We start from the raw sequence: 24,149 nt of genomic DNA, 5'->3' as shown, positions 1-24,149 counted from the left end.
CGCGTTGCCCGTCTGTTACTGTGCTGCTGATTGTTCGGCATTGAGGGTCAGACGCGCAACCTGGTTAGTTCTGATAAAACGACTCAGATCGACAGGTTTCCCCTGGAACTGGATCTGGACAGCCGACGGCGCGCCAATTTTCAGTTTATAGGGCGCCTGGCCGGTGAGATTCAGCGTGGCATCTTTACGCTGCATACCGCTAAAGAGTTTTTTACCGGTCGCGTCGCTCACTTCCAGCCAGCAGTCGGCATTAAAGTTCATTACCAGCGCGTTCGCGTCGGCAGATGCGCCCGCTACGCCCGCCTGATCGGTTGGCAGCTGAGAGGCGTTATTGGCGGTAGCAGCAGGCTGCTGGGAAGAAGGTTCAACGTTCGCCTGCGAAGGCGGAACCACGCTGTTCTGGTTAGCGGTCGTGGCAGGTGAGCTGGTTGCAGGCGCCTGCGTGCTGTTGGTCGGGGCCGGGGTTTCAACCGGGGTTGAGGCAGCCTGGTTATCCAGCGGCACGCTCTGGCCGTTGCTGGCATTAAGCTCGGCGGAGGATTGATCGGCCATGGTGCTGATCTCTTCCTGCTGCGCTTTGTGGTTTTGCCACCACCAGGCGCCCGTCAGGCCGACGACCACAAACAGCACCAGCCAGGTGACGCTCATCAGCCAGCCGTCGCGTTTTTTGCGCGGTTTACCCAGCGCAAAGCCCTGCATCGGTGCGACTTTTGCCGCGCGGATCGGCGCTTGTTTCTCAAGAATCGGCAGCAGCTCTTCTTCTGGAATGTGTACCAGGCGAGCATAGGAGCGGATATAACCGCGCACAAAGGTGGATGCCAGATCGGCAGGCGACCTGTCCTCTTCGATATCGCGTACCGTGGAGACCTTCAGGCACAAGCGTTCGGCAACCGCTTGCTGGCTGAGTCCAAGTTGCTCACGAGCATTGCGCAGACGAACGCCCGTGGATTGTGCTTCGTTTTGGTCTTGAGTGGCTTCAGTATTCATTCGCTACAACTACTGGTACGTGAAAAGTAAACACACAGGCGCGCGTAACCGCATAACCTACACACGCCGCGAAAAATCCGGGTCAGTTAAACGTAGACCCACAGTATAAGACTGTCAGGTTCGTGATAACAGGACGGCTTTCAGCACTATTTGCTAAGCCGTTGTTCCAGCATTACATACTGCCTCAAAGTAAGAGGAAACGCACCGTAATTATTAACGGCCTCTATATAAGCAGGCCAAATATTCAACATATTCCAAACCTGCGGCACCAACTTCGCGCCGCAGTCACGCTTACACGGCTTTAACCGCGATCGGCTCGCCCTGCAGGCGTTTACGCATGGTGCGCTTGGTACGGTCGATCACCTCGCCCGCCAGCTGACCGCAGGCGGCATCGATATCGTCGCCACGGGTTTTACGCACAATGGTGGTGAAACCGTAGCTCATCAGTACCTTGCAGAAACGGTCAATACGGCTGTTGGAGCTGCGGCCATACGGCGCGCCCGGGAAGGGGTTCCACGGGATCAGGTTGATCTTGCACGGCGTATCTTTCAGCAGCTCGGCCAGCTCATGGGCGTGTTCAGTGCCGTCATTGACGTGATCCAGCATCACATACTCAATGGTCACGCGGCCCTGGTTGGCGTTGGACTTCTCCAGGTAACGGCGCACCGACCCGAGGAAGGTTTCGATATTGTACTTTTTGTTGATCGGTACAATTTCGTCGCGAATGGCGTCATTCGGCGCATGCAGCGAGATCGCCAGCGCAACGTCAATCATATCGCCGAGCTTGTCGAGCGCCGGCACAACGCCGGAGGTCGAGAGCGTCACGCGGCGTTTGGAGAGACCAAAGCCGAAGTCATCCAGCATGATCTCCATCGCTGGCACCACGTTGGTGAGGTTCAGCAGCGGTTCGCCCATGCCCATCATCACCACGTTGGTGATCGGGCGGTTGCCGGTCACACGGGCAGCACCGATGATTTTCGCGGCGCGCCACACCTGGCCGATAATTTCCGATACACGCAGGTTGCGGTTGAAGCCCTGCTGCGCCGTGGAGCAGAATTTACACTCCAGCGCACAACCGACCTGGGAGGAGACGCAGAGCGTCGCGCGATCTTCTTCCGGGATATAGACGGTTTCAACGCGCTGATCGCCGACGGCGATAGCCCATTTGATGGTGCCATCAGAAGAGCGTTGCTCCTCGACGACTTCAGGGGCGCGGATCTCCGCAACCTCTTTTAACTTGCCGCGCAGCACTTTGTTGATGTCGGTCATCTCATCAAAGTCGTCGCAGCAGTAGTGATACATCCACTTCATCACCTGATCGGCGCGAAACGGTTTTTCGCCTAAGTTTTTGAAAAACTCACGCATCTGCTGACGGTTGAGATCCAGCAGGTTAATTTTTGCATCTTTGTTTGGAACCGTGAGAGCGTCGCTCTCAGACATGGCAATTTGTTCAGACATATTTTATTCCGGCCTCGTTATTACACGTTGTGGCCCGTGGAGGGTTAAAAAGAAGCGCCCCAGGCAAGCTTCAGCTCATCCTGGGGCGCAACATTGTACAAATTCTGTCGCACAGATACCACGCCTGGACGCGGCATTTACCAATTAAAGTGTAAATCTCTTTACACAGTTAACCGGAAATTAACGGGTGCGCGGGCAAACTTCGCCTTCAGCGAAGAAGTAAGCGATTTCGCGAGCGGCAGATTCAACGGAGTCGGAACCGTGGGTGCCGTTCTCGGTGAAGCTGTCTGCGTAATCTGCGCGCAGAGTACCGGCCAGTGCGTTGTCCGGGTTGGTTGCGCCCAGCAGATCGCGGTGACGCTGAACGGCGTTTTCGCCTTCCAGTACGGAAACCACGATCGGGCCGGAGGTCATGAACTCAACCAGGCCATCAAAGAACGGGCGACCTTCGTGCTCAGCGTAGAAGCCGCGCGCCTGCTCAACGGTCAGGTGCAGCATTTTGGTTCCAACGATTTTAAAACCTGCCGCTTCAAAGCGAGAGAAGATGTTACCAATAACGTTTTTTGCCACCGCGTTCGGTTTGATGATGGAAAAAGTACGTTCAATAGCCATGATTACCTCAGTAAGTTGTTCTGTTGCCCTGAATAGGTGTGGCGCGGATTATAAAGAGCAACACCGGTCTTGCCTATGGATTAAGGTAACATTTTTTTAAAATAAGACGAGTTTGAGCAACACCAACACCTGAATGCGCCCTTTCTCACCCTATTGCACCGTAAACTGCACCGCGGCGACCTGTCCCGCCTCATCCATTACCACTAGTTGATAGTCGCCGGCTTTATCGAGCTTCAGGCTCAATAGAGTACCGCGCGCCGTCAACGGTTCACCGTTCAAAAACCACCAGCGCCCCCCTTCCCCGCCGCTGCTTTGCAGAGGAAGAATCGCAAAATCCTGGCCGGGTACGCGCTTAATCACCGCCCCTTCGCGCACGCCATTTAACAACAGCGGCGGCGGGGCGTTCTCATCCCGCGGCGGGCAAATGCGGTCCGCAGGCGGTAAGCGCGCGGCGCGACGCTCGCCGGGCGGCAGCCACGGCTCAAGCGGCAGCGGCCAGACGATCCAGTTTTTCTGCTGCGCATCCGGACAATCCGCCGCCACGCGCCGCCCCTGATGGTTCAGCCACAGCGGAAAACTGATGCCGTGCAGCCCTTCCTGCTCCGGCATTAACAGCGTCGGCGGCTGGCTGCCATCAAGTAACCAGGTGGCAAGGCGGCGGCGGCAGTTGCTGTCTCCGGCAGGCAGGCTCTGCCCGCCCGGCCAGCAGATCACCCCGCTACTCACCGACGCCGGGCGCGGGTCGCGTGGTAAGCGCGCCTGATCCAGCGCAGAGCGCGGTTGCAGCAGATTGTTCACCTGGTTGAGTAGCGGCACGGCGCTGGCAAAACCAAACTGCCCGGCAACCGGCGTGCCGTCCGGGCGGCCGGTCCAGATACCGATCACATACCGGGAATTGAGGCCGATGGCCCAGGCATCGCGATAGCCGTAGCTGGTGCCGGTTTTCCATGCCAGCGGCACTACCTGCGGCAGCGCGCTGTCCGGCACCGGCTGCGCTTCATTCGCCAGGATTCGGCGGATAATCCACGCCGCGCCCGGCGACATTAGGCGGCGTTCAGCCAGCGGCTCATCGGGCGTCAGCCTTAACTTGCCCGCTTTACCTTCACGGGCAAAAGCGCTGTAGGCGGCAGCGATATCCTCCAGCCGCGCACCCGCGCCGCCAAGGATCAGCGACAGGTTTGGCTCCGCACCGGCGGGCAGCATTAGCGGCAGCCCGATATTACGCAGATTACCGGCAAACTTTTTCGGCCCGTAAGCCTCCAGCACCTGAACCGCAGGCAGATTGAGCGAGCGTACCAGCGCCTCGTTCATGCTCACCGGGCCATGAAAACCGCTGTCAAAGTTACCGGGGCGATAATCGCCGACGCGCCGCGGCACATCCTGCAACAGCGATGCGGGGTGGATCAGCCCTTCGTCCAGCGCCAGGCCGTAGATAAAGGGTTTCAGCACCGATCCCGGCGAGCGCACGGCGCTGACCATATCGACATGGCTGAAACGGCTGTCGTCGTTAATATCCACCGACCCCACCCAGCCGCGCACTTTCATATCCGTATGGTCGACCACGATGATCGCCAGCGAACTGCGCATCGGCAACCGGGATTTGACGCTCAGCGCCAGCTCCTCCAGCTGTCGTTGCAGGCTGGCGTCCAGCGTGGTGGTCACCTTCAGCTTTTTGTTGGCGCCCAGCATCCGGCGGGCAAAGAGCGGTGCCAACTGCGGCATCTGCCGTGGTGCTAACCACACCGGCTCTTCGCGCGACTCTTTCACCTGCGCCACCGGCCACACCTGCTGCGTCACCATGCGATCCAGCACTTTATCGCGCGCCGCCTGCGCCCGTTGCGGCCAGCGGTCCGGGCGTAAACGGCTCGGCGCTTGTGGCAGCACGGCGAGCAGTGCCGCTTCCGCATAGCTCAGCTTTGAGGGCGGTTTGCCGAGATAGGCCCAGCTCGCCGCACCCACCCCCTGCAACGTGCCGCCAAAGGGCGCGCGGTTGAGGTAAATGGTCAAAATGTCGCGCTTGGAGAGATGCCACTCCAGCTGCATCGCCCGCCACAACTGGCGAACTTTGCCGCCAAAGGTGCGCGGATGCGGATCAAGCAGACGCGCCACTTGCATGGTGAGCGTACTGCCGCCGGAAACCACGCGCCCGTAGCGCAGATCCTGCCAGGCCGCGCGCGCAATAGAGAAGGGGTTAACGCCGGGATGGTCCCAGAACCAGCGATCTTCATACTGGATAAGCGCCTGTAAATAGCGCGGTGAGACCTCTTCAATAGTGACCGGATAGCGCCAGATACCGTCGGCATCAGCAAAACGCCATAGCGGCGTGCCATCTTCGGCCACGACCACCCGCGCGGGTGACACCTCGTTCAGGGGCAGTGGCCAGATTTTATCGGCGGCGATAATCAGCAGCACGAAGAGAAGAGGCACACCCGCCAGCCAGCGCCAGCGGGTGCGTATCAGAGAGACGATCTTCACGTTATGGCGTGATGATCAACGGGCCGCTGGCCGCGCCGGTTGCCCGCCACTGCGGAACATACATTGATTCCACCTGCGGAGCCGGAACCTGGTAGGTGCCAGGCGTCACTGCACGCGCCAGATAGACCAGCGTGACAGGCTGCCCTTCGCTCACCGGTACGGCGGCGACAAAGCGATCGTCACGGAACTCCATATGCTGAATATCGGCCTGCTGCATGCGGTTGAGCAGCTCCTGCACTTCGCTACCGCTCTGCTGCAGGCTGGCACTGCTGCTGGCCAGGTTCTGGTTTTCCAGCTCCAGACCCGCAGGCAGCAGATCGACCACCAGCGCGTCCGGAACGTTCTGGCTGGCCGTCACTTCCAGCCACACCAGCACCAGCTCACCGCTCTTCAGGGAAGAGAGCGGCTTGCTGCGCCCGTCGGTGCCGAGCACATTGCGCTCGATATGCAGAACTTTGCCCGAAGGCGCCGGAGCCTGCTCTGGGTAGCCTGTAGTATCGAGACGCAGCCACAGCGGTGTGGTGCCGCTGTTAGTCACTTGCAGTGCACCAAGCTGATCCGCCTCAAGGTTACGGCTCTGCGCGGTGTTACCGGCCAGCATCGCGGTATCAAGCGAGGTTTGCGCCTGCCAGTTACCGGTGCTGTTTTGCAGATTGCGGCCTGCCATAAACAGCGCGTTGCTCTCCTGGGTTGAGAGCCAGCGCTGGCTGTAAGCCTGCTCGGAGAGCGTAGCCAGCAGGTGCGCCTGCGCATCCGGCAGCAGCTTGTTGTCCTCCAGCAGCTCCAGCATCAGCGCGTTATCACGCAGGTTGCTGCCGTAATCCGCCAGCCAGCGGTTTTCCGCAATGCGATCAGTTTTCAGCGCCAGTGCGATAGCCTGATCGCCGCGCTGGGCATCGCCCATCAGCTTCAGCGCAACGCCAAGCTGCATTAACGGCAGCCCCGCTTTCGCCTGCTCGTGGCGCTGCCAGATTTCACGCAGCGCACCCAGCGGCGCTTTCTGCTGACGTGCCAGCACCAGCCCGGCGTAGCTCTGCACGGCAAACTTGGTCGCTGGCAGATCGTCGCTGTAGCGCACCGCCATTGTCGCCGGATCCTGCAGGTAGCGCAGCAAGCGGTTGTTGGCGTTGTTCAGCGCTTCAGCCGGAACGCTGTAACCCTGCGCCGAGGCGCTGACGAGGAAATCGGTCACGTAGGCGGTCAGCCAGTACTCTTCCGAGCCGCTCTTATCCCACAGGGAGAAGCCGCCGTCGTCACGCTGCATCTGCAGCAGGCGGGAGATGCCGATATCCACCGCCGCGCGGCGCTGCTCATCGCTCTCGCCTTTGATGCCCAGCGCTTTAAGCTGTGCGGCATTGGTGTAGAGCGACGGGAAGAGCCCGCTGGCGGTCTGCTCCAGGCAGCCGTACGGGTAAGCGCGCAGCTCCTGAATATAACGGGCGATATTGAGCGGCGGTTTGCCGCTCAGCAGTAAGCGACCCTGCAGCGTGGCAGGTGAGATGCCCGCCAGATGCTGGCCCGGTACCTGCCAGCTTTCGCCCGGATTGAGCATCGCACCGGTGTTGATAGTCTGCGCGGCGAAAGGCGGGCGTACGCCAATCTTCCACTGCTTCTGCTGCGGCGCGAAGGTTTCGCCCGGCAGCGCGAGGCCGCTGATTTGCGCGGCAATTTCGCCGTCGCCGAAGCCGTCCAGCGCGCGCACCGGAATAAAGAGCGTGGTGCGTTTACCGGCCCCAAGCGTCACGCTCTGGGTGGCGGCACCTTCAAGTGAGAGCAGACCGCTTGCCGTCAGATCGACATTCAGGGTTTGCGGCTTGTCCGTCAGGTTGCTGAGATCCAGCGTCAGGCGAGAGGTGTCACCGCTGCCAAGGAAGCGCGGCGTGTTCAGCTCGGCAATCACCGGGGCGGCGACTACCACTTTGCTTTCGCTGCTGCCAAAATCGTCTGCCGTCCAGGCCTGCGCCATGACGCGCAGCTCACCATTGAAGTCGCCAATCGGCATCGTTACGGTGCCTTCGCCGTTTTCATCCAGCGTCACCGGCTGCGCCTGCTGGGCAATAATGGTGACGTGGTTAACCGGCGGTTTGCCGCCGCGGTTTAGCTCATCGCCGTCACCGCCGAAGCGCAGCGCCGCAAGACGCCCCTGGCCTTCAATCACCTGGCCGTAGATATCATAGATATCGGCACCATAGCGTTTCTGGCCGAAGAAGGCCTGCCACGGATCCGGCGTCACGTAATCAGTGATGTTCAGCACCCCGCTGTCGACAGCGGAGAGCAGCACGTTAACCTGTTTCGGCGTCGCGCCATCTTTCATCGAGGCTTTGACTTTGACCTTCAGCGGCTGGTTAGGACGCATTTTTTGCGGAGCGTCGAGGGCAATCTCCAGGCGGCGGTTCTCATCGCCCATCGGCAGATGCAGCAGACCGACCGCGCGTTTTGGCGTGGCGGATTTCGACTTATCGCCAGGGCGCACCACCAGCGTGCTGATATAGAGATCGTGGCGCTGCCACTTCTGATCGACCGGGATCGAGAGATCCAGCCCGTCAGCCGGGACATCAATCTCCTGCCACCAGAGCGGACCTTCGCTGGACTCGATCATCGCATAGCCTTTACCGGCGGCAGGTGCGGTGACGTGCAGCTTAACGGTATCGCCCGCTTTGTAAGAGGGTTTATCGAGCTTCATGGTGACGCGATCCGGGCGTGCCGCACCGGCGCCGTCGCTGTTATCCTGCCAGCTGTAGCCGGCCCAGAAACGCACGCTGCTGACGGTCTCATCCGGGCCTTTGACCTCCAGACGATAGGAGCCCCAGTCCACCGGGAAGGTCACTTTGCCGGTCTCATCGGCCTTCAGCGTCAGGCTCTGCTCGCCTTCTACCAGATCTTTCTGGTTGAACTGCGACTGCCAGCCATCGTTTTCCGACCAGTTCCAGAAGTAGTCGCGGCGCTCGCGGATCAGGCGCACCTGCAGGTCGCTGACTGCTTTTTTGTTGCCCTGCGCGTCGGCATAGACAATATCGAACGCGGCGTTACCGCCCTCATCGACAATCGGCTGATTGACGGTGGTGTCGGTGCGGTAGTCATAGACCGCTTTTGAGGCGAACTGCGGGCGAATACCCGGCAGAGCGGGCGCAGGCCAGATTGCCTGCTCCGCGCGGCGGGTCACCGGACGGCCGCCCGACTCCAGCAGGCTGGCCTGCAGAATCACTTCCAGCGGCGAGTGTGAATCCTGCCACTGGCTCGGCGTGGTCACTTCGCCTTTGCCTTCATCATCAAGAGTCAGATGGGTTTCATCGAGGCTACGGCTCAGGTTCTCTTCCGCAATATCGCCAAACTGGAAGCCCGGCAGTGCGGCAACTGCTTCACGCAGCGGGCGCAGGAACAGCTGACCCTGCAGGGCGTTGCCGCTGGCAGGCGCGCCGTAGAGATAGTGGCCTTCAATGCTAAACACCACGTCAGCGGCGGGTGCCAGCGGCGTCGGCTGCGGCGTAACATTCAGCGCCATGCGCTCCGGCATAAAGTCTTCGACGTGGAAGCTCCACTCGCGCGACAGGTTGTCGCCGGTATTGGCGCGAACATGCCACATGCCGGTCTGCGCGCTGGCGTCCAGCGCATAAGTGAAGTGATAAAGGCCGTTCTGCGGCTGGCTCACCACCGAGCGAACCACCTGGCCGTCCGGTTTTACCACTTCCAGCTTGACCGGCTGTGCGGCAATCGGCTTGCCGTCGCTGTCGCGCAGCAGGCCGTTGAGGATCACCGTTTCGCCAGGGCGATAGAGATCGCGCGGGCCAAACATAAAGAACTGTTTGCTGTAGCCTGGCTCGCCGGTAATGGCGAACTCAGCGAGATCCAGCGCCGGGAGGTTAAGGTCGAGCAGCGTGGTTTCGCCCTCTTTACGCGCCAGCAGCAACGCGCCCTCTTTATCGGTGCTTAAGGTGGCGTGGCCATCGCTGTCGGTCTTCGCCTGCGCCAGGCTCTGCCCCTTCTCATTGAGCAGCATCACGTCGATACCGCCGAGCGCCGCGCCGCTTTCCAGCCCCTGGGTGAAGATATCCAGGCGGTTATGGTAACGGTGCGCAGAGAGGCCAATGTTGCTGAGCGTGAAGAGCGTCGCGGCATTGCTGTAATTGTAGTGCCCCGCCTGGTTCATCACAGCGATATAGACGCCCGCCTGTTGCAGCGGTTTGATGCTGCTCAGCGGCAGCATCAGCTTTTCGCGGGTGTTGCGCGCCGGGTTGAGGTCGAAGCGCCCGGTATAGACCAGATCCGCCATCTTCAGCAGCGTATCGGACTCCCAGTTGGAGAGCGAACTGCGGTACTCCCACTGGCTAATGAATGAGGCCAGCGATTCCGGCTTCACGCGGTAAAAGTTGATGTCGACATTTTCGACGTTGAGCGCCATCACTGGCAGCCCTTCAACCACTTTGCCCGGCAGCAGCGAGCCACGGCTGGCGAAGCCAACGCTGGGTTGAATATCCTGGGTGGTGATCGATTTCTCGAAGCTCTTGCCGAAGGTGGCTTTATTAAGCGCTACCAGCCCGCTCTCCACCGACACCAGCAGTTCGCGGTTCGGCTCAAGATGGCGCAGGCGCAGCTCTTTCAGGTTCGGTGCCAGTTCCCAGGCACCATCGACTTTGCCGCTCTTCTTATCGACCAGATGCACCACCTGGGCAAAATTCTGATCCGGATCGAGCGGCACCGAGAAGGTCAGCACCAGCGTGGCGCTGCCGTCGAGCTGCACTTCGGACGCATCCAGCAAGTTTAAGGGCTTGCCTTCGCTACGCGCGGCAAGTTCATCGCGTTTGGCTTTATCCGGCATGGCTGATGCCGCAGGCGTTTGCGCGGCGGATGAGGCGGACGCGGGTTCAGGCGCGCTGGCGCTCTTCGGTTTATCGTTATTGTCACAGCCTGCAAGCGTGAAGGCGGTGAGGAGCGCGAAAGTCAGCGCCGCGTAACGTAGCGGTTTCATTCTGTATCCCTGAGTGATTGACCCGTTGTGAGAGGCGTCGTCATTATCATTCGCAACGGTTAGAAATACAAAATATCTGATGGATTCTGGAAAGCATCTCGCAAAGCGCATTTTTTGCGCGACGCCCGTGATGTTAGGCCGATCACACCCCGTGACGTAACATGTTACGTTGCGCGTCATTTGTTTTTAAAACAATAAGATAGATAGCGACAACACCCGACCGGCTGCTAACGTTATGCGGTCTGTGTCCCTTACTACGCGGTGCTAATAAGCGAGAACACTATGTCCAGAGCCGTGAATGCCCTACAAAATTTTGGTAAGTCCCTTTTTGGCCCGGTGCTCATTTTGCCGATCGTTGGCCTGTTTATTGCCTTCGGTAATATCTTCGGCAATGGCAATCTGGCCGAATACCTTCCCTTTCTTGGTCACCCTCTTATTCAGCATACGGGTCAGTTGATCGCCAAATCCGCCGTTTCGGTGCTCGCCAACCTTGCGCTGGTGTTTGCCGTCGGGATCCCGGTCGGGCTGGCCTCGCGTGATAAAGGCTATGCCGCGCTGATTGGTCTGGTGACCTTTATCGTTTTCATTAATGCCATGAACGTGACGCTGCAATTGCAGGGCGCGCTGGCACCGGCCGATCAGATGAAAGCCGCAGGCCAGGGGATGGTGCTGGGCGTGCAGGTGCTGGAGATGGGCGTTTTCGCCGGGATCCTCACCGGTGCGCTATCGGGCTATCTCTACGACCGCTACTCCCGCGTGCAGTTTTCCGGCGCGATGGCGATCTACTCCGGGCACTGCTTTGTCGCCATCATTATGTTGCCGGTCTCGATGGTGCTCGGCGTGGTGATGAGCGAACTGTGGCCCTTCGCCCAGCACGGCATCAGCGCGCTGGCGCTGGCGATTAAAGGCGCAGGCCCGTTTGGCGTGGCGGTGTACGGTTTCCTGGAGCGTATTCTGGTGCCGACCGGGCTGCATCATCTGGTCTATACGCCGTTTTTGTATACCGAACTCGGCGGCACGGCTGAAGTGTGCGGCAGCAGCTATCAGGGCGCGCGCAACATCTACTTTGCCGAAATGGCCTGCCCAGGTGTGACCAAACTGAGCAGCACCGTGGTGTGGGATGCGCGCGGCATCAGCAAGATGTTTGGCCTGCCCGCAGCGGCGCTGGCGATGTATGTGACGGCGAAACCGGAGCGCAAAGCCGCAGCAAAAGCGATTTTGATCCCCGCCGCGCTCACCTCGCTGCTGGTTGGCGTCACCGAGCCGATTGAGTTCTCTTTCCTCTTTATCGCCCCGCTGCTGTTCGTGGTGCATGCGGTGCTGACCGGCATCGGCATGATGCTCTTCTCGCTCTTCGGCGTTCATGCCATCGGCGCGAACGGCATTATCGACTTCATTCTCTACAACCTGCCGCTCGGCACCGAAAAGTCCAACTGGCCGATGTATCTGCTGGTCGGGCTGATTATGTTCGCCCTCTACTTCGTCACCTTCCGCTTCCTTATTTTGCGCTTCAACATGAAAACGCCGGGACGCGAGGAGGAGAGCGAAGAGACGCGCCTCTACAGCAAGCAGGAGTACCAGGCGAAGGGGAATAACGACGCAGTGGGCGAGGCGATTATTAATGGCCTCGGCGGGCGCGAAAATATCGAGGTGGTGGACAACTGCTACACCCGTCTGCGCGTAACGGTGAAAGATGTGGCGGCTATCAATGAGCCGCAGCTGAAAGCTACCGGCGCGAAAGGCGTGATTAAACAAGGTAATAACGTTCAGGTGGTCTACGGGCTGCATGTCAAAAAAATGCGAGAAGCTGTTGAGATGTTTCTCTGAAGGAGTCCAGAAATGGTTAAACCCCCGTTTATCTTATCCATTGCCGGCGGTGGCAGCACGTATACGCCGGGCATCGTCAAAAGCCTGATGGTGCGGCTGGAGGATTTCCCGCTGGCGGAAATTCGTCTCTATGACATTGATGCCGAGCGGCAGAACACCATTGCGCCGGTGGTCGAGAAGGTGATTCGCGATCACAGCAATAGCATCAAATTTACCGTCACCAATAATGCCGAAACTGCCTTTCGCGGTGCGCACTTTGTCTTCGCCCAGATGCGCGTTGGCCAGTACAAGATGCGCGAGCAGGATGAGAAGATCCCGCTGCGCCACGGCGTGGTCGGCCAGGAGACCTGCGGACCAGGCGGGCTGGCCTACGGCCTGCGCACCATTTTGCCGATGGTCGAGCTGATCGACCTGGTCGAGCGCTACGCGGATAAAAAAGCCTGGATCGTTAACTACTCCAACCCGGCAGCGATTGTCGCTGAAGGGGTGCGTCGTCTGCGCCCGCACGCGCGGGTGCTCAATATTTGCGATATGCCGGTGGCGGCGATGCGTAATATGGGCGCGATCCTTGGGGTCGATCGCCACCAGCTTGAGGTCGACTATTTTGGCCTGAACCACTTCGGCTGGTTTACCCAGGTGCGCGTCGATGGCGAAGATCGCCTCCCCGCCCTGCGCGAGCACGTCGCGCGCTTTGGCCTGCTGACGGAAGATGCCGCCCAGACCGATCCGCAGCACGCCGATCCGTCATGGGTGAAAACCTGGCGCAACATTAAGCCGATTATGGATCACTTCCCGGAATATCTGCCGAACCCCTATTTACAGTACTACCTGATGCCGAACGAGATAGTTGATCATCAGGATCCCAACTACACCCGTGCCAATGAGGTGATGGACGGACGCGAGAAAAAACTCTTCGCTGCGGCGGCTGAGTATAAGCAGACCGGCATTCTGCCTGATGCATTCCACGTCGGCGTTCACGGGGCGTTTATTGTCGATGTCGCCTGCTCGCTGGCCTTCAACTTGCGCCAGCGTCACCTGGTGATTGTTGAAAACAAGGGCGCGATTGCCAACCTGCCTTACGACGCGATGGTGGAAGTGCCGGCTTACATCACCAGTAACGGGCCGGAGCCGGTACGCATGGGCGCAGTGCCGCTGTTCCACCAGACGCTGTTGATGCAGCAGCTGGCCTCGGAACAGCTGCTGGTGGAAGCGACGATGGAGGGGAGCTACGAGAAGGCATTGCAGGCCTTTACCCTTAACCGCACCGTGCCAACCATGCAGCATGCGAAGGCGATCCTCGATGAGATGATTACCGCCAACCAGGATTACTGGCCAGCGCTGCAAAAAGCCTGGGAAAACGGCAAAGCGGTGTAATTTTCCGAGGTGGCTCGCGACGCGAGAGATGGTAGCTTGTCGGGTAGTGAAAAAACGTTAACAATTCAGTTAACTGTTGATGACCCGGAGGCACCATGTCCACCTCTTTTTTTGTCGCGGCCGACTGGCTGATAGAGCACAGCGATGACCCTGAAATCCAGCTAATTGACGCCAGAATGGCGCCGGTTGGCCAGGAGCATCGCGATATGAAAGCGGAGTACCGCGCCGGACACCTGCCCGGTGCGGTCTTTTTTGATATTGAAGCCCTCTCCGATCACACTTCTCCCCTGCCCCATATGCTCTCTCGCCCGGAGACGTTTGCCGTCGCCATGCGCGAGTTAGGCGTCTGCCAGGATAAACACCTGGTGGTGTATGACGAAGGTAACCTCTTCTCCGCGCCGCGTGCCTGGTGGATGCTGCGCAAGGTTGGCGTTGAGAAGGTCTCCATTCTCGCTGGTGGTCTGGCGGGCTGGCAGCGTGATGCCCTGCCGTTACAGCAGGGCGATGTTGCGCTGCCGGAGTCTGATTTCACCGCCAATTTCGATCCTTCCGTAGTGAAAAAAGTGACCGATGTGCTGCTGGCGAGCCACGAAGGCACCGCGCAGCTGGTCGATGCCCGCCCGGCGCCGCGTTTCAGTGGCGAAGTGGACGAGCCGCGCCCTGGCCTGAAGCGTGGCCATATTCCCGGCGCGCTGAATGTACCATGGGTCGATCTGGTGGCGGATGGTGAGCTGAAAACTACCGATGAACTGCTGCGCATTTTCCAGCGCCAGGGCGTCGATCTGCATAAGCCGATTATCGCCAGCTGCGGCTCCGGCGTGACCGCCACAGTGGTGCTGCTGGCGCTGGAGACGCTCGGCGTCAATACGGCAACGCTCTATGACGGCTCGTGGAGTGAATGGGGCGCGCGCGACGATCTGCCTGTCGAAAGCGCGTAGATGGATAACCGACTTGCGCCTTTGCTGACGCGCGGGGAGTCACTCTCCCGCGCTGAATACCGCGTGCTGGCTCATCTTACGGAGCACCCGCTGCTGGTGGGCAACATTACCGTGCGCGCGCTGGCGCAGGCGACTTATGTTTCGACAGCGACGATTATTCGCCTCTGTCAGAAGCTGGGGTTTAGCGGTTTTAGCGAGTTTATCTGGCACTGCAAGCAGTTGCTGGCCGATACGCCGCACCTGGCGGAGCAGCACCATGACGGCGTCGGTGAGCTGCCCGCTCTGTTCCAGCAGTTTATGGTCAATTATCAGCACACCTTTCAGTGGGTGACCGAGGAGAAACGGCGGCAGTTTGCCAGCCTGCTGCGCGAGCGGGAGAGCTTTTTTCTCTACGGCGCGGGGTTCTCCTATCTGTTTGCCGAGTACCTGACCAAAAAGTTACAGGTGCTGGGCAAGACGGCGTTTATCTCCGGCCCTGGCGACAGCCGCAATATCTTTCTCAGCAACGCCGCGCGTTATCAGGTGTTTATTGCCGTTTCGCGCAGCGGCGAGACCGAGCAGGTGCTGGATAAGGCGCGGATTGCGCGAACGGTGGGAATGACGGTGGTGGCCTTTACCCGCGCGTCGGCCAATTCGCTGGCGGCGCTGGCGGATGTCCATTTCGCCCTTTACGACGAGGCGGTGCATTTCGCCGCCGAAGCGGCGGGGATCACCTCGTTTGAGTCCAATCTGGTGCTGCTGATGGATCTGCTGCTGCTGGAAGCAACGCAGGCCGGGTAGCTGTGCGGAAAAATGCCTGATGGCGCTGCGCTTATCAGGCCTACAAAGGCAGCCCATGCGATCCCTGGGCCGGATAAGGCGTTTACGCCGCCATCCGGCATTAACACGGCACCAAAAACGTAGGCCGGATAAGGCATTTACGCCGCCATCCGGCATTCACACGGTACCAAAAACGTAGGCCGGATAAGGCATTTATGCCGCCATCCGGCATTAACACGGCACCAAAAACGTAGGCCGGATAAGGCATTTATGCCGCCATCCGGCATTAACCCGGCACCGAACCGTAGGCCGGATAAGGCGTTTACGCCGCCATCTGGCATTAACACGGCACCAAAAACGTAGGCCGGATAAGGCATTTATGCCGCCATCCGGCATTAACACGGCACCAAAAACGTAGGCCGGATAAGGCATTAATGCCGCCACCCGGCATAAACACGGCACCGAAACCGTAGGCCGGATAAGGCGTTTACGCCGCCATCCGGCATTCACACGGCGCCGAAACCGTGAATTGCCCTCGGTAATATCACGCCGAATGTTTCGACAACTCCCGGCGTGCCCATGCGCTTTCCGCGTATTCATTGAGCGCGACGTAAAACTCCTCGATGGACAACTTCTCGCGCTGCTCGCCTTTCAACAGGCCGCCGGGCAGGCTCAGCACCACTTTGCGGTTTTTCGGCTCAAAAATGAAGTTGCGCACCAGCCGGCTGACAAGCAGCTTCGGTGGCTGATAACCTTCGCGCCAGAAAAGATCGATAAACACCCAATCGTTAATGCTGCGAATGCCAATATTCTCGATCGCGTCGAGCATAAACGGCGTGCTGAGCTGGTAGCTCTCAATCCCCTGCGCCGTCAACGTAAAGAGCGGCTGGCGCACGCGGGTGTACATCGTCCAGCTTGCCAGCGCAAAGAGCAGTGAACCGGCCACAAGGCCGAAGGTGATCATATCCATCGGGCTGTTGGCCGAAGAGTTCCACTGAATGCTCAGCGTGAACACCATCACTGCGGCCGCCGCACAGAGCACCGTCAGCCCAACGAAGATCCACAAATTTTTCTTCCGCAGGGAGACCACCAGCGTATCGGTGGCGCGGGAAGCAAGATCCTTAAGCTCAGACTGATAAGCCTCGTAATGGGCGTCAACTTCGCTGGCCATGCCGCTGGTCAGCGCCTTAGAGAGCGCAGAAGCATCGCGAAACAGGCTACGCATCCAGAGATAATCTGCCTCCTCGACCGGGCGCGACGCTTGCGCCATCAGTGCATCATCCAGCGGAACTTTAAGCTGTTCAATACGCGCACGGGTTGGCGGATGGCTGTCGGTCGGGTGCGCCAGCGCCTCTTCCAGTGATGCGGAGAGATCGAAGCGGTCGCCGCTGCGCAGTTCAGTAAAGAGGCTATGCACCAGATCGTCAGTCGCCAGTTTGCGCTGGAAGAACTGCTCCATCGGCCCCTGGAAACGCTCATTGAGGGCGGAGAAACGCAGCAGCGACGCGGCAAGCGCCATCGATGAACTGGTGCGCGCTCCTGCGGCATCCGCTGCAAGTTCACGCACGCGGCTCCAGCCACTCACCGTTTCGTGGAACTGGCGGAAAAACCACATGCCAAGATGGATGGTCGGGTTCAACGCCAGGCGCTCCAGCCAGCCGCTGCCGCCAACATCACGATAGAAGTAGTTGAGGCTGTTCTCCATCCCGGCGTAAAGCCCGGCAAAGTGCAGCGTATAGAGGGTGTCATTACCGGAGAAGTGCCCCAGTTCGTGACCGATGACCGCTGCCACCTCCTCTTTATTCATAAACGCCGCATAGCTGAGCGGGAAGTAGAGCGTGTTGCCGGTAAGCCGTTCGCCCTTCTCGATTTGCACCGGGCTTGCGGTGACATAGAAGCCTTCGAACAGGCCCACCACAATATTATCCGGCACGATCGCCTGCCCGCGCTGCGCAAGCTCCCTGACCCAGCGCCAGAGTTCCGGCGCATCGTTTTCGCGCACGGCGGTGCCATGCACCTCCATATCCTGCGGCTCAAACAGGGTGAAACATTTTTTCAGCAGGAAGAGGCTCTTCAACACCATAATCAGCAGGGAGCCAATCACCAGCAGGATGAAGAGCACCAGCTTGATGTTTAACGCGCTCGCTGGCCCCAGGGTGTAGAGCCAGCAGATTTCATACAAGAAGACCGCGATCAGCGCAAAACCGATGCAGGACATCACGCTAACCATGATAAAAGGCAGCAGTTTACGACAGAGGTTAAAGGCGACAATCAGGTGATCGGCAGAGATGCGTGCCCTGCGCACGCTGTAGAAACAGAGCGCCACCGCGCTGGTGCTGGCAAGCAGCGCCATCAGTGACAGAAAGATACCGGCTTTCGACAGAAAGTGGCGCAGCAGATCGGCCGCCGCGCTGTGCCCGACGGTGCCATATCGCGTGACCTGGTAGACATAGCCATCATCGATGCGAATGTTTTGCCAGCAGGCATAAACAAGCAATAAGAGGGGCACGCCGAAGCAGTAGAGCAGAGTTTTTCTGTCCATAACCTTAACCGTAAAGAAACGTAAAAGCGCACCCTACCACAGGGATGGGCTGAATACATTCCCCACGAATTTAGGGGGGTAAGCGGTACGGGGCCGTACCGCCTGAGACTTTAGATAATGCGGTTGGTTTTGAAATCGCGCAGGAAGCTGCCCCAGCGGCGCTCGTAGAACGGCGTGATGTGCGCCAGCATAAAGTGGCTGATGCCCTTCTCGCCTTCGGCGACCTGGCAGATATCAACTGGCTCATCGCCCGGCAGCGTATCGGTCGCCACGCTGCCCGCGGCATGGATGATCTCTTCGATATCGCCTTCGGCCTCAATGCCAATTAACAGGTTTGCCTGCGCGTCGGCCTGCTCTTTAATGGAGCAGATAAAGGCGCGTTTGACGGTTTTAATGCTTTTGAACAGCGTGGTCAGGGAGTCGACCATCTGTGCGGGCGGCTCGGCAACTTCCGAGAGCAGCAGCGCGGTACCGCCTTCAAGCACCTCTTGCTGGCTGAGCGGGCTGCCCTCTTCACCAACCAGATGGCTGATTTCACGCGGGGTGAACTCTTTCCCGGTCGGAAGTTTAGCGTTAAGGAACAGGGTTTCGCCGAGCGTCATTTCAAACAGCGTGCGCGCGGGCATCACCACAAAGGCCTGCTCGTCGTCGATCGCCTGTTGCAGTGCTGTAAGGGAGGTGAAAAAGGGGATCACCGAGGTGCCGTCATCTTTTTCCCAGTGCTGAATATCGAGCGCGCTCTCTTCCACCACCGCTTCGCCTTCTGCGGCATTGCCTGGCACCCAGACGGTAGAGTCGAGCAGCGTGCGGAAAAAGGCCGGACGGTAAGCGGGTTCGGTCGCCGCCTGCTCAAGCAGGGTTTCTAATTCGTTTTTCGTTTCGGACATAGGATCTCTGGTTCGTTTTCGTGCGTCATTGCGCCCGGGTTTTGCGCATTGCCGGATGGCGGCGAAACGCCTTATCCGGCCTACGTTTACGGGCGCAACCTGTGGCTACGAGGCGCTTTATTGCCGGATGGCGTCGTTGCCTTATCCGGCGTACGGGTCGCTTTTGTAGGCCTGATAAGCGTAAGCGCCATCAGGCACAACGCTTACTCGGCGGTCAACAGATTGGCAACGGTGCGCACACCCAACCCTGTCGCACCGGCGGCCCACTGCTCAACCGCCGATTTACGGTAGGTTGCCGAGCAGTCGATATGCAGCCAGCCCTGCTGATAGTTTTCCACAAAGTGCGAGAGGAAACCGGCGGCGGTGCTCGCCCCTGCCGGGAAGGCCGCGCTGGCGGTGTTGTTCAGCTCGGCAAAGTTGGACGGCAACTGGTGACGGTGGAACTCTGCCAGCGGCAGACGCCAGAACGGCTCGTTTTCCGCCGCTGCACTGTTAAGCAGGCGGCCCGCCAGCGCGTCATCAAAGCTGAACAGCGCATGGTAATCATTGCCCAGCGCAGTTTTCGCTGCACCGGTCAGCGTCGCGGCATCGATAATCAGCTGCGGTTTTTGCGCAGAGGCGTCAATCAGGCCATCTGCCAGCACCAGACGCCCTTCCGCGTCGGTGTTCATCACCTCAACTTTTTTACCATTGCGGTAGTGAATAATATCGCCCAGCTTAAACGCATTGCCGCTGACCATATTGTCAGCGCAGCAGAGCCACAGCTTAACGCGCTTGTTCAGACCACGGTTGATGGCAAACGCCAGCGCACCGGTCACCAGCGCCGCACCGCCCATATCGGATTTCATCGAATCCATAAACGCGCTCTGCTTCAGGCTGTAACCGCCGGTATCAAAGGTGATGCCTTTGCCCACCAGCGCGGCGTAGACCGGCGCATCCGGATTACCGGTCGGGTTGTAATCAAGCGCCAGCAGCACCGGCGGACGCTCGGAGCCACGCCCTACGGTATGCAGCCCCATGTAATTCTGCTCGCGCAGATCTTCGCCTTTGGTAATGCGGTAAGACACATTGTCGCCGCCAACGCTGAAGAGCAGATCGACCGCGCGCTGCGCCAGTTGCTCCGGCCCGACCTCTTCCGCCGAGGCATTGATGGTATCGCGCACCCAGTCGATAACCTTCAGGCGGCTATCCAGCTCTTTCTGCTGAGCTTCATCAAGCTGCGCCCACTCGACTTTACGCGTCCCTTTTGGCCCTTTATAGCCAGACCAGAACGCCCAGCTGCGATCCGCATCCCACCCTTCGCCGCTCAGGGCGACATGTTTGATGCCGAGGCCGTCGATTTTGCGCGCCGCACGCTGAATAAGGCCGAGATCGTCTTTGCCGGTTAAGTGCAGTGCGATGCCGTCGTTGTTGATGCTGTAGGCTGCTTTTTCACCCCAGCGCGCATCAGCGGGCTGCGTGGTGAGGGTGACTTTCATAGCTTCTGTCATTCTTTTTATCCTTTTCACAATCGCCGGAGGGCAGACGCCTTCTCCGGCCAACGGTTGTGTCCATAAAAACGGGCCACCCGAAGGCAGCCCGTTTGATGATTATGCTGCTTCGTCTAACCAGACTAGCAGAATCGCTTCAAGAATTTTTTCATTCGATGCAGCCGGATCGTCATCAAACTCTTCCAGCTCGCAGATCCACTGATGCATATCGGTGAAACGTACGGTGGTCGGGTCAACGTCCGGGCGGCTGTCATACAGCGCTTCGCCGATTTCACGGCTGTCAGTCCACTTCAGCCCCATCTTAGTGCTCCCGCGCGTGGTTGATGGTGTAACGCGGGATCTCGACCACCAGATCTTCATCGGTGATGCGTGCCTGGCAGCCTAAACGGCTCTCCGGCTCCAGACCCCAGGCTTTATCCAGCATGTCATCTTCGTCTTCGCTGCTTTCCGGCAGCGAGTCAAACCCTTCACGCACCACGCAGTGGCAAGTGGTGCAGGCGCAGGATTTTTCACAGGCGTGTTCAATCTCAATGCCGCCGCGCAGAGCGACATCCAGAATCGTTTCACCGCTCTTTGCTTCCAGAACTGCGCCATCCGGACAGAGGTCCTGATGAGGCAGAAAAACAATTTTAGGCATATTAAACCTCGTCGACGGAATGGCCTTTTAATGCGCTGCGTACGGACTGGTCCATACGACGCGCGGCGAATTCCTGGGTTTGTTTATCTACATTTTTAATGGCGTGTTCGATGGCGTCGGTATCATCGGTTTCGGCAACCGCGCGCAACTGCGCGACTGCCTCGTCGATCTCCGCCCGCTCTGCGGCGCTTAGCAGCGCGGCGTCCGCGGCGATCGCGCTGGTGACACTCTCCAGCACGCGCGCGGCTTCCACTTTCTGCTCCGCCAGCATGCGCGCTTTCACGTCCTGCTCGGCGAAACTCATGGAGTCTTTAATCATGTCGGCGATTTCGCCGTCGGTCAGCCCGTAGGAGGGTTTCACCTGGATGGAGGCTTCCACGCCGGTCGATTTTTCCATCGCCGTGACGCTCAGCAGGCCATCGGCATCCACCTGGAAGGTGACGCGAATATGCGCCCCGCCCGCCGGCATTGCCGGGATGCCGCGCAGAGAGAAACGCGCCAGCGAGCGGCAGTCGCTCACCAGTTCACGCTCGCCCTGCATCACGTGGATCGACATCGCGGTCTGCCCATCTTTGAAGGTGGTGAACTCCTGCGCGCGCGCCACCGGAATGGTGGTGTTACGCGGGATCACCTTCTCGACCAGGCCACCCATGGTCTCCAGCCCTAACGACAGCGGGATGACATCCAGCAGCAGCATTTCGCTGTCCGGCTTGTTGCCGACCAGAATATCAGCCTGGATAGCCGCGCCAATGGCGACCACTTTATCCGGGTCGATGGAGGTCAGCGGCGTGCGGCCAAAAAACTCGCCCACGCGTTCGCGCACCAGCGGCACGCGGGTCGAACCGCCGACCATTACCACTTCCAGCACCTCGTCAGCGTCGACGCCTGCATCTTTCAGGGCGCGGCGGCAGGAGAGCAGCGTGCGTTTTACCAGCGGCGCGATTAATGCGTCGAACTGTTCACGGGTGATTTCACCCTGCCAGCCCGCCACATTGACCGCCACGCGGTCGGCATCGCTCAGGGCGATTTTGGCGGCAATCGCCGCATCCAGCAGTTCGCGCTGCTGGCGGGCGTCGCTGCGTTCGGAGATGCCCGCCTGCTCGCAGATAAAGTCCGCCAGCAGGTGGTCGAAATCGTCGCCGCCGAGAGCGGAATCGCCGCCGGTGGCCAGCACTTCAAACACCCCGCGGCTCAGGCGCAGGATCGAGATATCAAAGGTGCCGCCGCCGAGATCGTAGACGGCAATGACGCCCTCTTTACCGGAGTCGAGACCGTAGGCGATCGCCGCCGCCGTCGGTTCGTTCAGCAGGCGCAGCACGTGCAGGCCCGCCAGACGCGCGGCGTCTTTGGTGCCCTGGCGCTGAGCGTCATCGAAATAGGCAGGCACGGTGATCACTACGCCATCCAGCTCGCCAGCCAGCGATTCTTGCGCGCGGGCAGCAAGGGCTTTGAGGATATCGGCAGAGACGCGGATCGGGTTAACCAGACCGGCGCGGGTGACAATCATCGGCAGGCCGTTTTCGCTCGCCTGGAATTGCCACGGCAGGTGCGGATAACGCGCCTGGATATCGGCAAGGCTGCGGCCCATCAGGCGTTTTACCGAGCTGATGGTGTTGACCGAATCGAGCGCAGCGTTGTTGCGCGCATCAAAGCCAACCACGTGGCTTTCGGCCTGATAGTGGACGACAGAGGGGAGCAGATGGCGCCCGGCGCTGTCGGCCAGCGTTTCCGCCTGGCCGCTACGTACCGTCGCCACCAGCGAGTTGGTGGTCCCGAGGTCGATGCCTGCCGCCAGCCGACGCTGGTGCGGTGCGGCGCTCAGACCCGGTTCACTGATTTGTAATAAGGCCATGATGTGCTTCCAGAAATTTAAAAACCGAGCAGTTTTTCTTCGAGTTGTTCTGTTGAGCTGCGCAGTTTATCGAGAAAACGTAGTTTACGCACGGTATCCGCCGCCGTCTCCCACGCTTGTGCATCAAGTTGTTCAACCATCTGCTGGTGACGGGCGTCATACATGCCTTTGATGCGCGCCTGAAAAGCTTCCAGACGGGCGGCGTCTTCAGCCTGGGCAATCTCATCCAGCTCTTCGCGCAGCTCCAGCTGTTCCATCAGGAAAGCGGTGTCGCGCACAGTGTGCTGTTCCGAGGCCAGATCGAAGCCGTGCAGCGAGAGCAGATATTCTGCGCGCGTCAGCGGATTGCGCAGGGTTTGCCATGCCTGGTTGATGGTCGCGGAGTGCTGTACGGCGGCCAGTTGCTCAGACTGCGGCTGGCTGGCAAAGCGATCGGGGTGGAACTGCCGTTGCAGATCCTGGAAACGCGTGGCCAGCGCCTGGGTGTCGAGTGGGTACTGGGCCGGCAACCCAAAGAGGGTGAAGTAATCCATAACAATTCCGGGTATGCAATCGTAACAAACCCCACGCGCAGGCGACTGCGGTGGGGTCATCGTCAGAGGCGATTAGACGTGGAAGCTTTCGCCGCAACCGCACTCATCTTTCACGTTCGGGTTGGTGAACTTAAACCCTTCGTTGAGGCCTTCTTTTACGAAGTCCAGCTGAGTGCCGTCGAGGAACTGCAGGCTTTTGCCGTCAACCACTACCTTCACGCCTTTGTCTTCGAACACCGTATCTTCATCGTTCGGTGCGTCGACAAATTCCAGCACGTAAGCCATACCAGAACAACCGGAGGTTCTCACCCCCAGGCGCAGGCCAAACCCTTTACCACGGTTGGCCAGAAAGGCATTTACTCGCGCGGCGGCACTGTCGCTGAGGCTAATGGACATGACAACAACCTCCTGCCTTATTTCGCGTCTTGTTTACTTTTGTAATCCGCAATCGCGGCTTTAATCGCATCTTCTGCCAGGATAGAGCAGTGGATTTTAACCGGCGGCAGTTCCAGCTCTTCGGCGATATCGGTGTTCTTGATCGCCTGCGCTTCGTCCAGAGACTTGCCCTTCACCCACTCGGTGACCAGCGAGCTGGACGCGATGGCAGAGCCACAGCCGTAAGTTTTGAAACGCGCGTCTTCGATAATGCCTTTATCGTTAACTTTAATCTGCAGTTTCATTACGTCGCCACACGCCGGTGCGCCAACCATGCCGCTGCCGATGCTGTTGTCGCCGTTGTCGAACGAGCCAACGTTGCGCGGGTTTTCGTAGTGATCGATTACTTTTTCGCTATAAGCCATTTTTTATTCTCC

Annotated in this window: 18 protein-coding genes and 1 pseudogene; 5 read left to right on the top strand and 14 right to left on the bottom strand. The window is 59.2% G+C overall.

Features of this window, described 5'->3' with window-relative positions; translation table 11 throughout:
- Positions 1-15: 15 nt before the first annotated feature.
- The 5 genes from rodZ to SOM48_RS03990 form a co-directional block, all read right to left on the bottom strand.
- Positions 16-987 (bottom strand): cytoskeleton protein RodZ, encoded by a 972-nt coding sequence (rodZ, locus tag SOM48_RS04010; protein WP_320511482.1) that lies wholly within the window; start codon positions 985-987, stop codon positions 16-18.
- A gap of 291 nt (positions 988-1,278) precedes the next feature.
- A complete protein-coding gene (gene rlmN / locus SOM48_RS04005) occupies positions 1,279-2,445 on the bottom strand; it encodes a dual-specificity RNA methyltransferase RlmN (protein WP_023481226.1) in 1,167 nt (388 codons plus the stop codon).
- A 180-nt stretch (positions 2,446-2,625) separates the two neighbouring features.
- On the bottom strand, positions 2,626-3,057 hold the full coding sequence (gene ndk, locus SOM48_RS04000) for a nucleoside-diphosphate kinase (protein WP_023481239.1): 432 nt from the start codon (positions 3,055-3,057) through the stop codon (positions 2,626-2,628).
- Positions 3,058-3,207: 150 nt separating this feature from the next.
- Positions 3,208-5,532 carry a peptidoglycan glycosyltransferase PbpC gene (pbpC, locus tag SOM48_RS03995; RefSeq protein ID WP_054803492.1) on the bottom strand — a complete coding sequence of 775 codons (2,325 nt, stop codon included), beginning with the start codon at positions 5,530-5,532 and terminating at the stop codon, positions 3,208-3,210.
- Position 5,533: 1 nt separating this feature from the next.
- A complete protein-coding gene (locus SOM48_RS03990) occupies positions 5,534-10,498 on the bottom strand; it encodes an alpha-2-macroglobulin family protein (protein ID WP_320511481.1) in 4,965 nt (1,654 codons plus the stop codon).
- 282 nt (positions 10,499-10,780) lie between these two features.
- On the opposite strand from SOM48_RS03990, the gene SOM48_RS03985 reads away from it, so the two are divergent.
- The 5 genes and pseudogenes from SOM48_RS03985 to SOM48_RS22655 form a co-directional block, all read left to right on the top strand.
- Positions 10,781-12,325: a PTS transporter subunit EIIC gene (locus tag SOM48_RS03985; protein WP_054803491.1), complete on the top strand. Its 1,545-nt coding sequence runs from the start codon at positions 10,781-10,783 to the stop codon at positions 12,323-12,325.
- A 12-nt stretch (positions 12,326-12,337) separates the two neighbouring features.
- On the top strand, positions 12,338-13,699 hold the full coding sequence (locus SOM48_RS03980) for a 6-phospho-alpha-glucosidase (protein ID WP_320511480.1): 1,362 nt from the start codon (positions 12,338-12,340) through the stop codon (positions 13,697-13,699).
- Positions 13,700-13,794: 95 nt separating this feature from the next.
- The gene (gene sseA, locus SOM48_RS03975; protein WP_139965118.1) at positions 13,795-14,637 is read left to right on the top strand and encodes a 3-mercaptopyruvate sulfurtransferase; all 843 of its coding nucleotides are present in this window, start codon (positions 13,795-13,797) and stop codon (positions 14,635-14,637) included.
- Complete coding sequence (locus tag SOM48_RS03970; RefSeq protein ID WP_023481216.1) at positions 14,638-15,417, top strand: MurR/RpiR family transcriptional regulator; 780 nt, start codon at positions 14,638-14,640, stop codon at positions 15,415-15,417.
- A gap of 12 nt (positions 15,418-15,429) precedes the next feature.
- Positions 15,430-15,540: pseudogene (locus SOM48_RS22655) on the top strand (hypothetical protein); the annotation flags it as partial.
- 400 nt (positions 15,541-15,940) lie between these two features.
- On the opposite strand, the gene SOM48_RS03965 reads toward SOM48_RS22655, so the two are convergent.
- From SOM48_RS03965 to iscU, 9 genes are all read right to left on the bottom strand, one after another.
- Positions 15,941-17,938: a M48 family metallopeptidase gene (locus tag SOM48_RS03965; protein ID WP_320511479.1), complete on the bottom strand. Its 1,998-nt coding sequence runs from the start codon at positions 17,936-17,938 to the stop codon at positions 15,941-15,943.
- A 110-nt stretch (positions 17,939-18,048) separates the two neighbouring features.
- Positions 18,049-18,825 carry an enhanced serine sensitivity protein SseB gene (gene sseB, locus SOM48_RS03960; protein WP_128482351.1) on the bottom strand — a complete coding sequence of 259 codons (777 nt, stop codon included), beginning with the start codon at positions 18,823-18,825 and terminating at the stop codon, positions 18,049-18,051.
- Positions 18,826-19,028: 203 nt separating this feature from the next.
- Positions 19,029-20,315, bottom strand: coding sequence for an aminopeptidase PepB (gene pepB / locus SOM48_RS03955; protein ID WP_076768820.1), 1,287 nt, complete (start codon positions 20,313-20,315; stop codon positions 19,029-19,031).
- Between the two features lie 99 nt (positions 20,316-20,414).
- Complete coding sequence (gene iscX, locus SOM48_RS03950; protein ID WP_023481246.1) at positions 20,415-20,615, bottom strand: Fe-S cluster assembly protein IscX; 201 nt, start codon at positions 20,613-20,615, stop codon at positions 20,415-20,417.
- A 1-nt stretch (position 20,616) separates the two neighbouring features.
- Positions 20,617-20,952, bottom strand: coding sequence for an ISC system 2Fe-2S type ferredoxin (fdx, locus tag SOM48_RS03945; RefSeq protein WP_023481163.1), 336 nt, complete (start codon positions 20,950-20,952; stop codon positions 20,617-20,619).
- A gap of 1 nt (position 20,953) precedes the next feature.
- Complete coding sequence (hscA, locus tag SOM48_RS03940; RefSeq protein ID WP_139965114.1) at positions 20,954-22,804, bottom strand: Fe-S protein assembly chaperone HscA; 1,851 nt, start codon at positions 22,802-22,804, stop codon at positions 20,954-20,956.
- A gap of 17 nt (positions 22,805-22,821) precedes the next feature.
- Positions 22,822-23,337 carry a co-chaperone HscB gene (gene hscB / locus SOM48_RS03935; RefSeq protein ID WP_054803486.1) on the bottom strand — a complete coding sequence of 172 codons (516 nt, stop codon included), beginning with the start codon at positions 23,335-23,337 and terminating at the stop codon, positions 22,822-22,824.
- 72 nt (positions 23,338-23,409) lie between these two features.
- The gene (gene iscA / locus SOM48_RS03930; RefSeq protein ID WP_023481184.1) at positions 23,410-23,733 is read right to left on the bottom strand and encodes an iron-sulfur cluster assembly protein IscA; all 324 of its coding nucleotides are present in this window, start codon (positions 23,731-23,733) and stop codon (positions 23,410-23,412) included.
- A 17-nt stretch (positions 23,734-23,750) separates the two neighbouring features.
- Positions 23,751-24,137 (bottom strand): Fe-S cluster assembly scaffold IscU, encoded by a 387-nt coding sequence (gene iscU, locus SOM48_RS03925; RefSeq protein WP_023481244.1) that lies wholly within the window; start codon positions 24,135-24,137, stop codon positions 23,751-23,753.
- Positions 24,138-24,149: the final 12 nt, after the last annotated feature.

The organism is Kosakonia sp. CFBP8986, from assembly GCF_034044935.1.
Lineage (GTDB): Bacteria > Pseudomonadota > Gammaproteobacteria > Enterobacterales > Enterobacteriaceae > Kosakonia > Kosakonia cowanii.
Note: the sequence above shows the minus strand (reverse complement) of the source record. Positions and strands in the feature narration are given on the sequence as shown.

Bases quoted from the DNA above. Each gene is read 5' to 3' on its own strand.
- rodZ (WP_320511482.1), bottom strand. From the start codon at position 987: ATGAATACTGAAGCCACTCAAGACCAAAACGAAGCACAATCCACGGGC.
- rlmN (WP_023481226.1), bottom strand. From the start codon at position 2,445: ATGTCTGAACAAATTGCCATGTCTGAGAGCGACGCTCTCACGGTTCCA.
- ndk (WP_023481239.1), bottom strand. From the start codon at position 3,057: ATGGCTATTGAACGTACTTTTTCCATCATCAAACCGAACGCGGTGGCA.
- SOM48_RS03990 (WP_320511481.1), bottom strand. From the start codon at position 10,498: ATGAAACCGCTACGTTACGCGGCGCTGACTTTCGCGCTCCTCACCGCC.
- SOM48_RS03985 (WP_054803491.1), top strand. From the start codon at position 10,781: ATGTCCAGAGCCGTGAATGCCCTACAAAATTTTGGTAAGTCCCTTTTT.
- SOM48_RS03980 (WP_320511480.1), top strand. From the start codon at position 12,338: ATGGTTAAACCCCCGTTTATCTTATCCATTGCCGGCGGTGGCAGCACG.
- sseA (WP_139965118.1), top strand. From the start codon at position 13,795: ATGTCCACCTCTTTTTTTGTCGCGGCCGACTGGCTGATAGAGCACAGC.
- SOM48_RS03970 (WP_023481216.1), top strand. From the start codon at position 14,638: ATGGATAACCGACTTGCGCCTTTGCTGACGCGCGGGGAGTCACTCTCC.
- SOM48_RS03965 (WP_320511479.1), bottom strand. From the start codon at position 17,938: ATGGACAGAAAAACTCTGCTCTACTGCTTCGGCGTGCCCCTCTTATTG.
- sseB (WP_128482351.1), bottom strand. From the start codon at position 18,825: ATGTCCGAAACGAAAAACGAATTAGAAACCCTGCTTGAGCAGGCGGCG.
- pepB (WP_076768820.1), bottom strand. From the start codon at position 20,315: ATGACAGAAGCTATGAAAGTCACCCTCACCACGCAGCCCGCTGATGCG.
- iscX (WP_023481246.1), bottom strand. From the start codon at position 20,615: ATGGGGCTGAAGTGGACTGACAGCCGTGAAATCGGCGAAGCGCTGTAT.
- fdx (WP_023481163.1), bottom strand. From the start codon at position 20,952: ATGCCTAAAATTGTTTTTCTGCCTCATCAGGACCTCTGTCCGGATGGC.
- hscA (WP_139965114.1), bottom strand. From the start codon at position 22,804: ATGGCCTTATTACAAATCAGTGAACCGGGTCTGAGCGCCGCACCGCAC.
- hscB (WP_054803486.1), bottom strand. From the start codon at position 23,337: ATGGATTACTTCACCCTCTTTGGGTTGCCGGCCCAGTACCCACTCGAC.
- iscA (WP_023481184.1), bottom strand. From the start codon at position 23,733: ATGTCCATTAGCCTCAGCGACAGTGCCGCCGCGCGAGTAAATGCCTTT.
- iscU (WP_023481244.1), bottom strand. From the start codon at position 24,137: ATGGCTTATAGCGAAAAAGTAATCGATCACTACGAAAACCCGCGCAAC.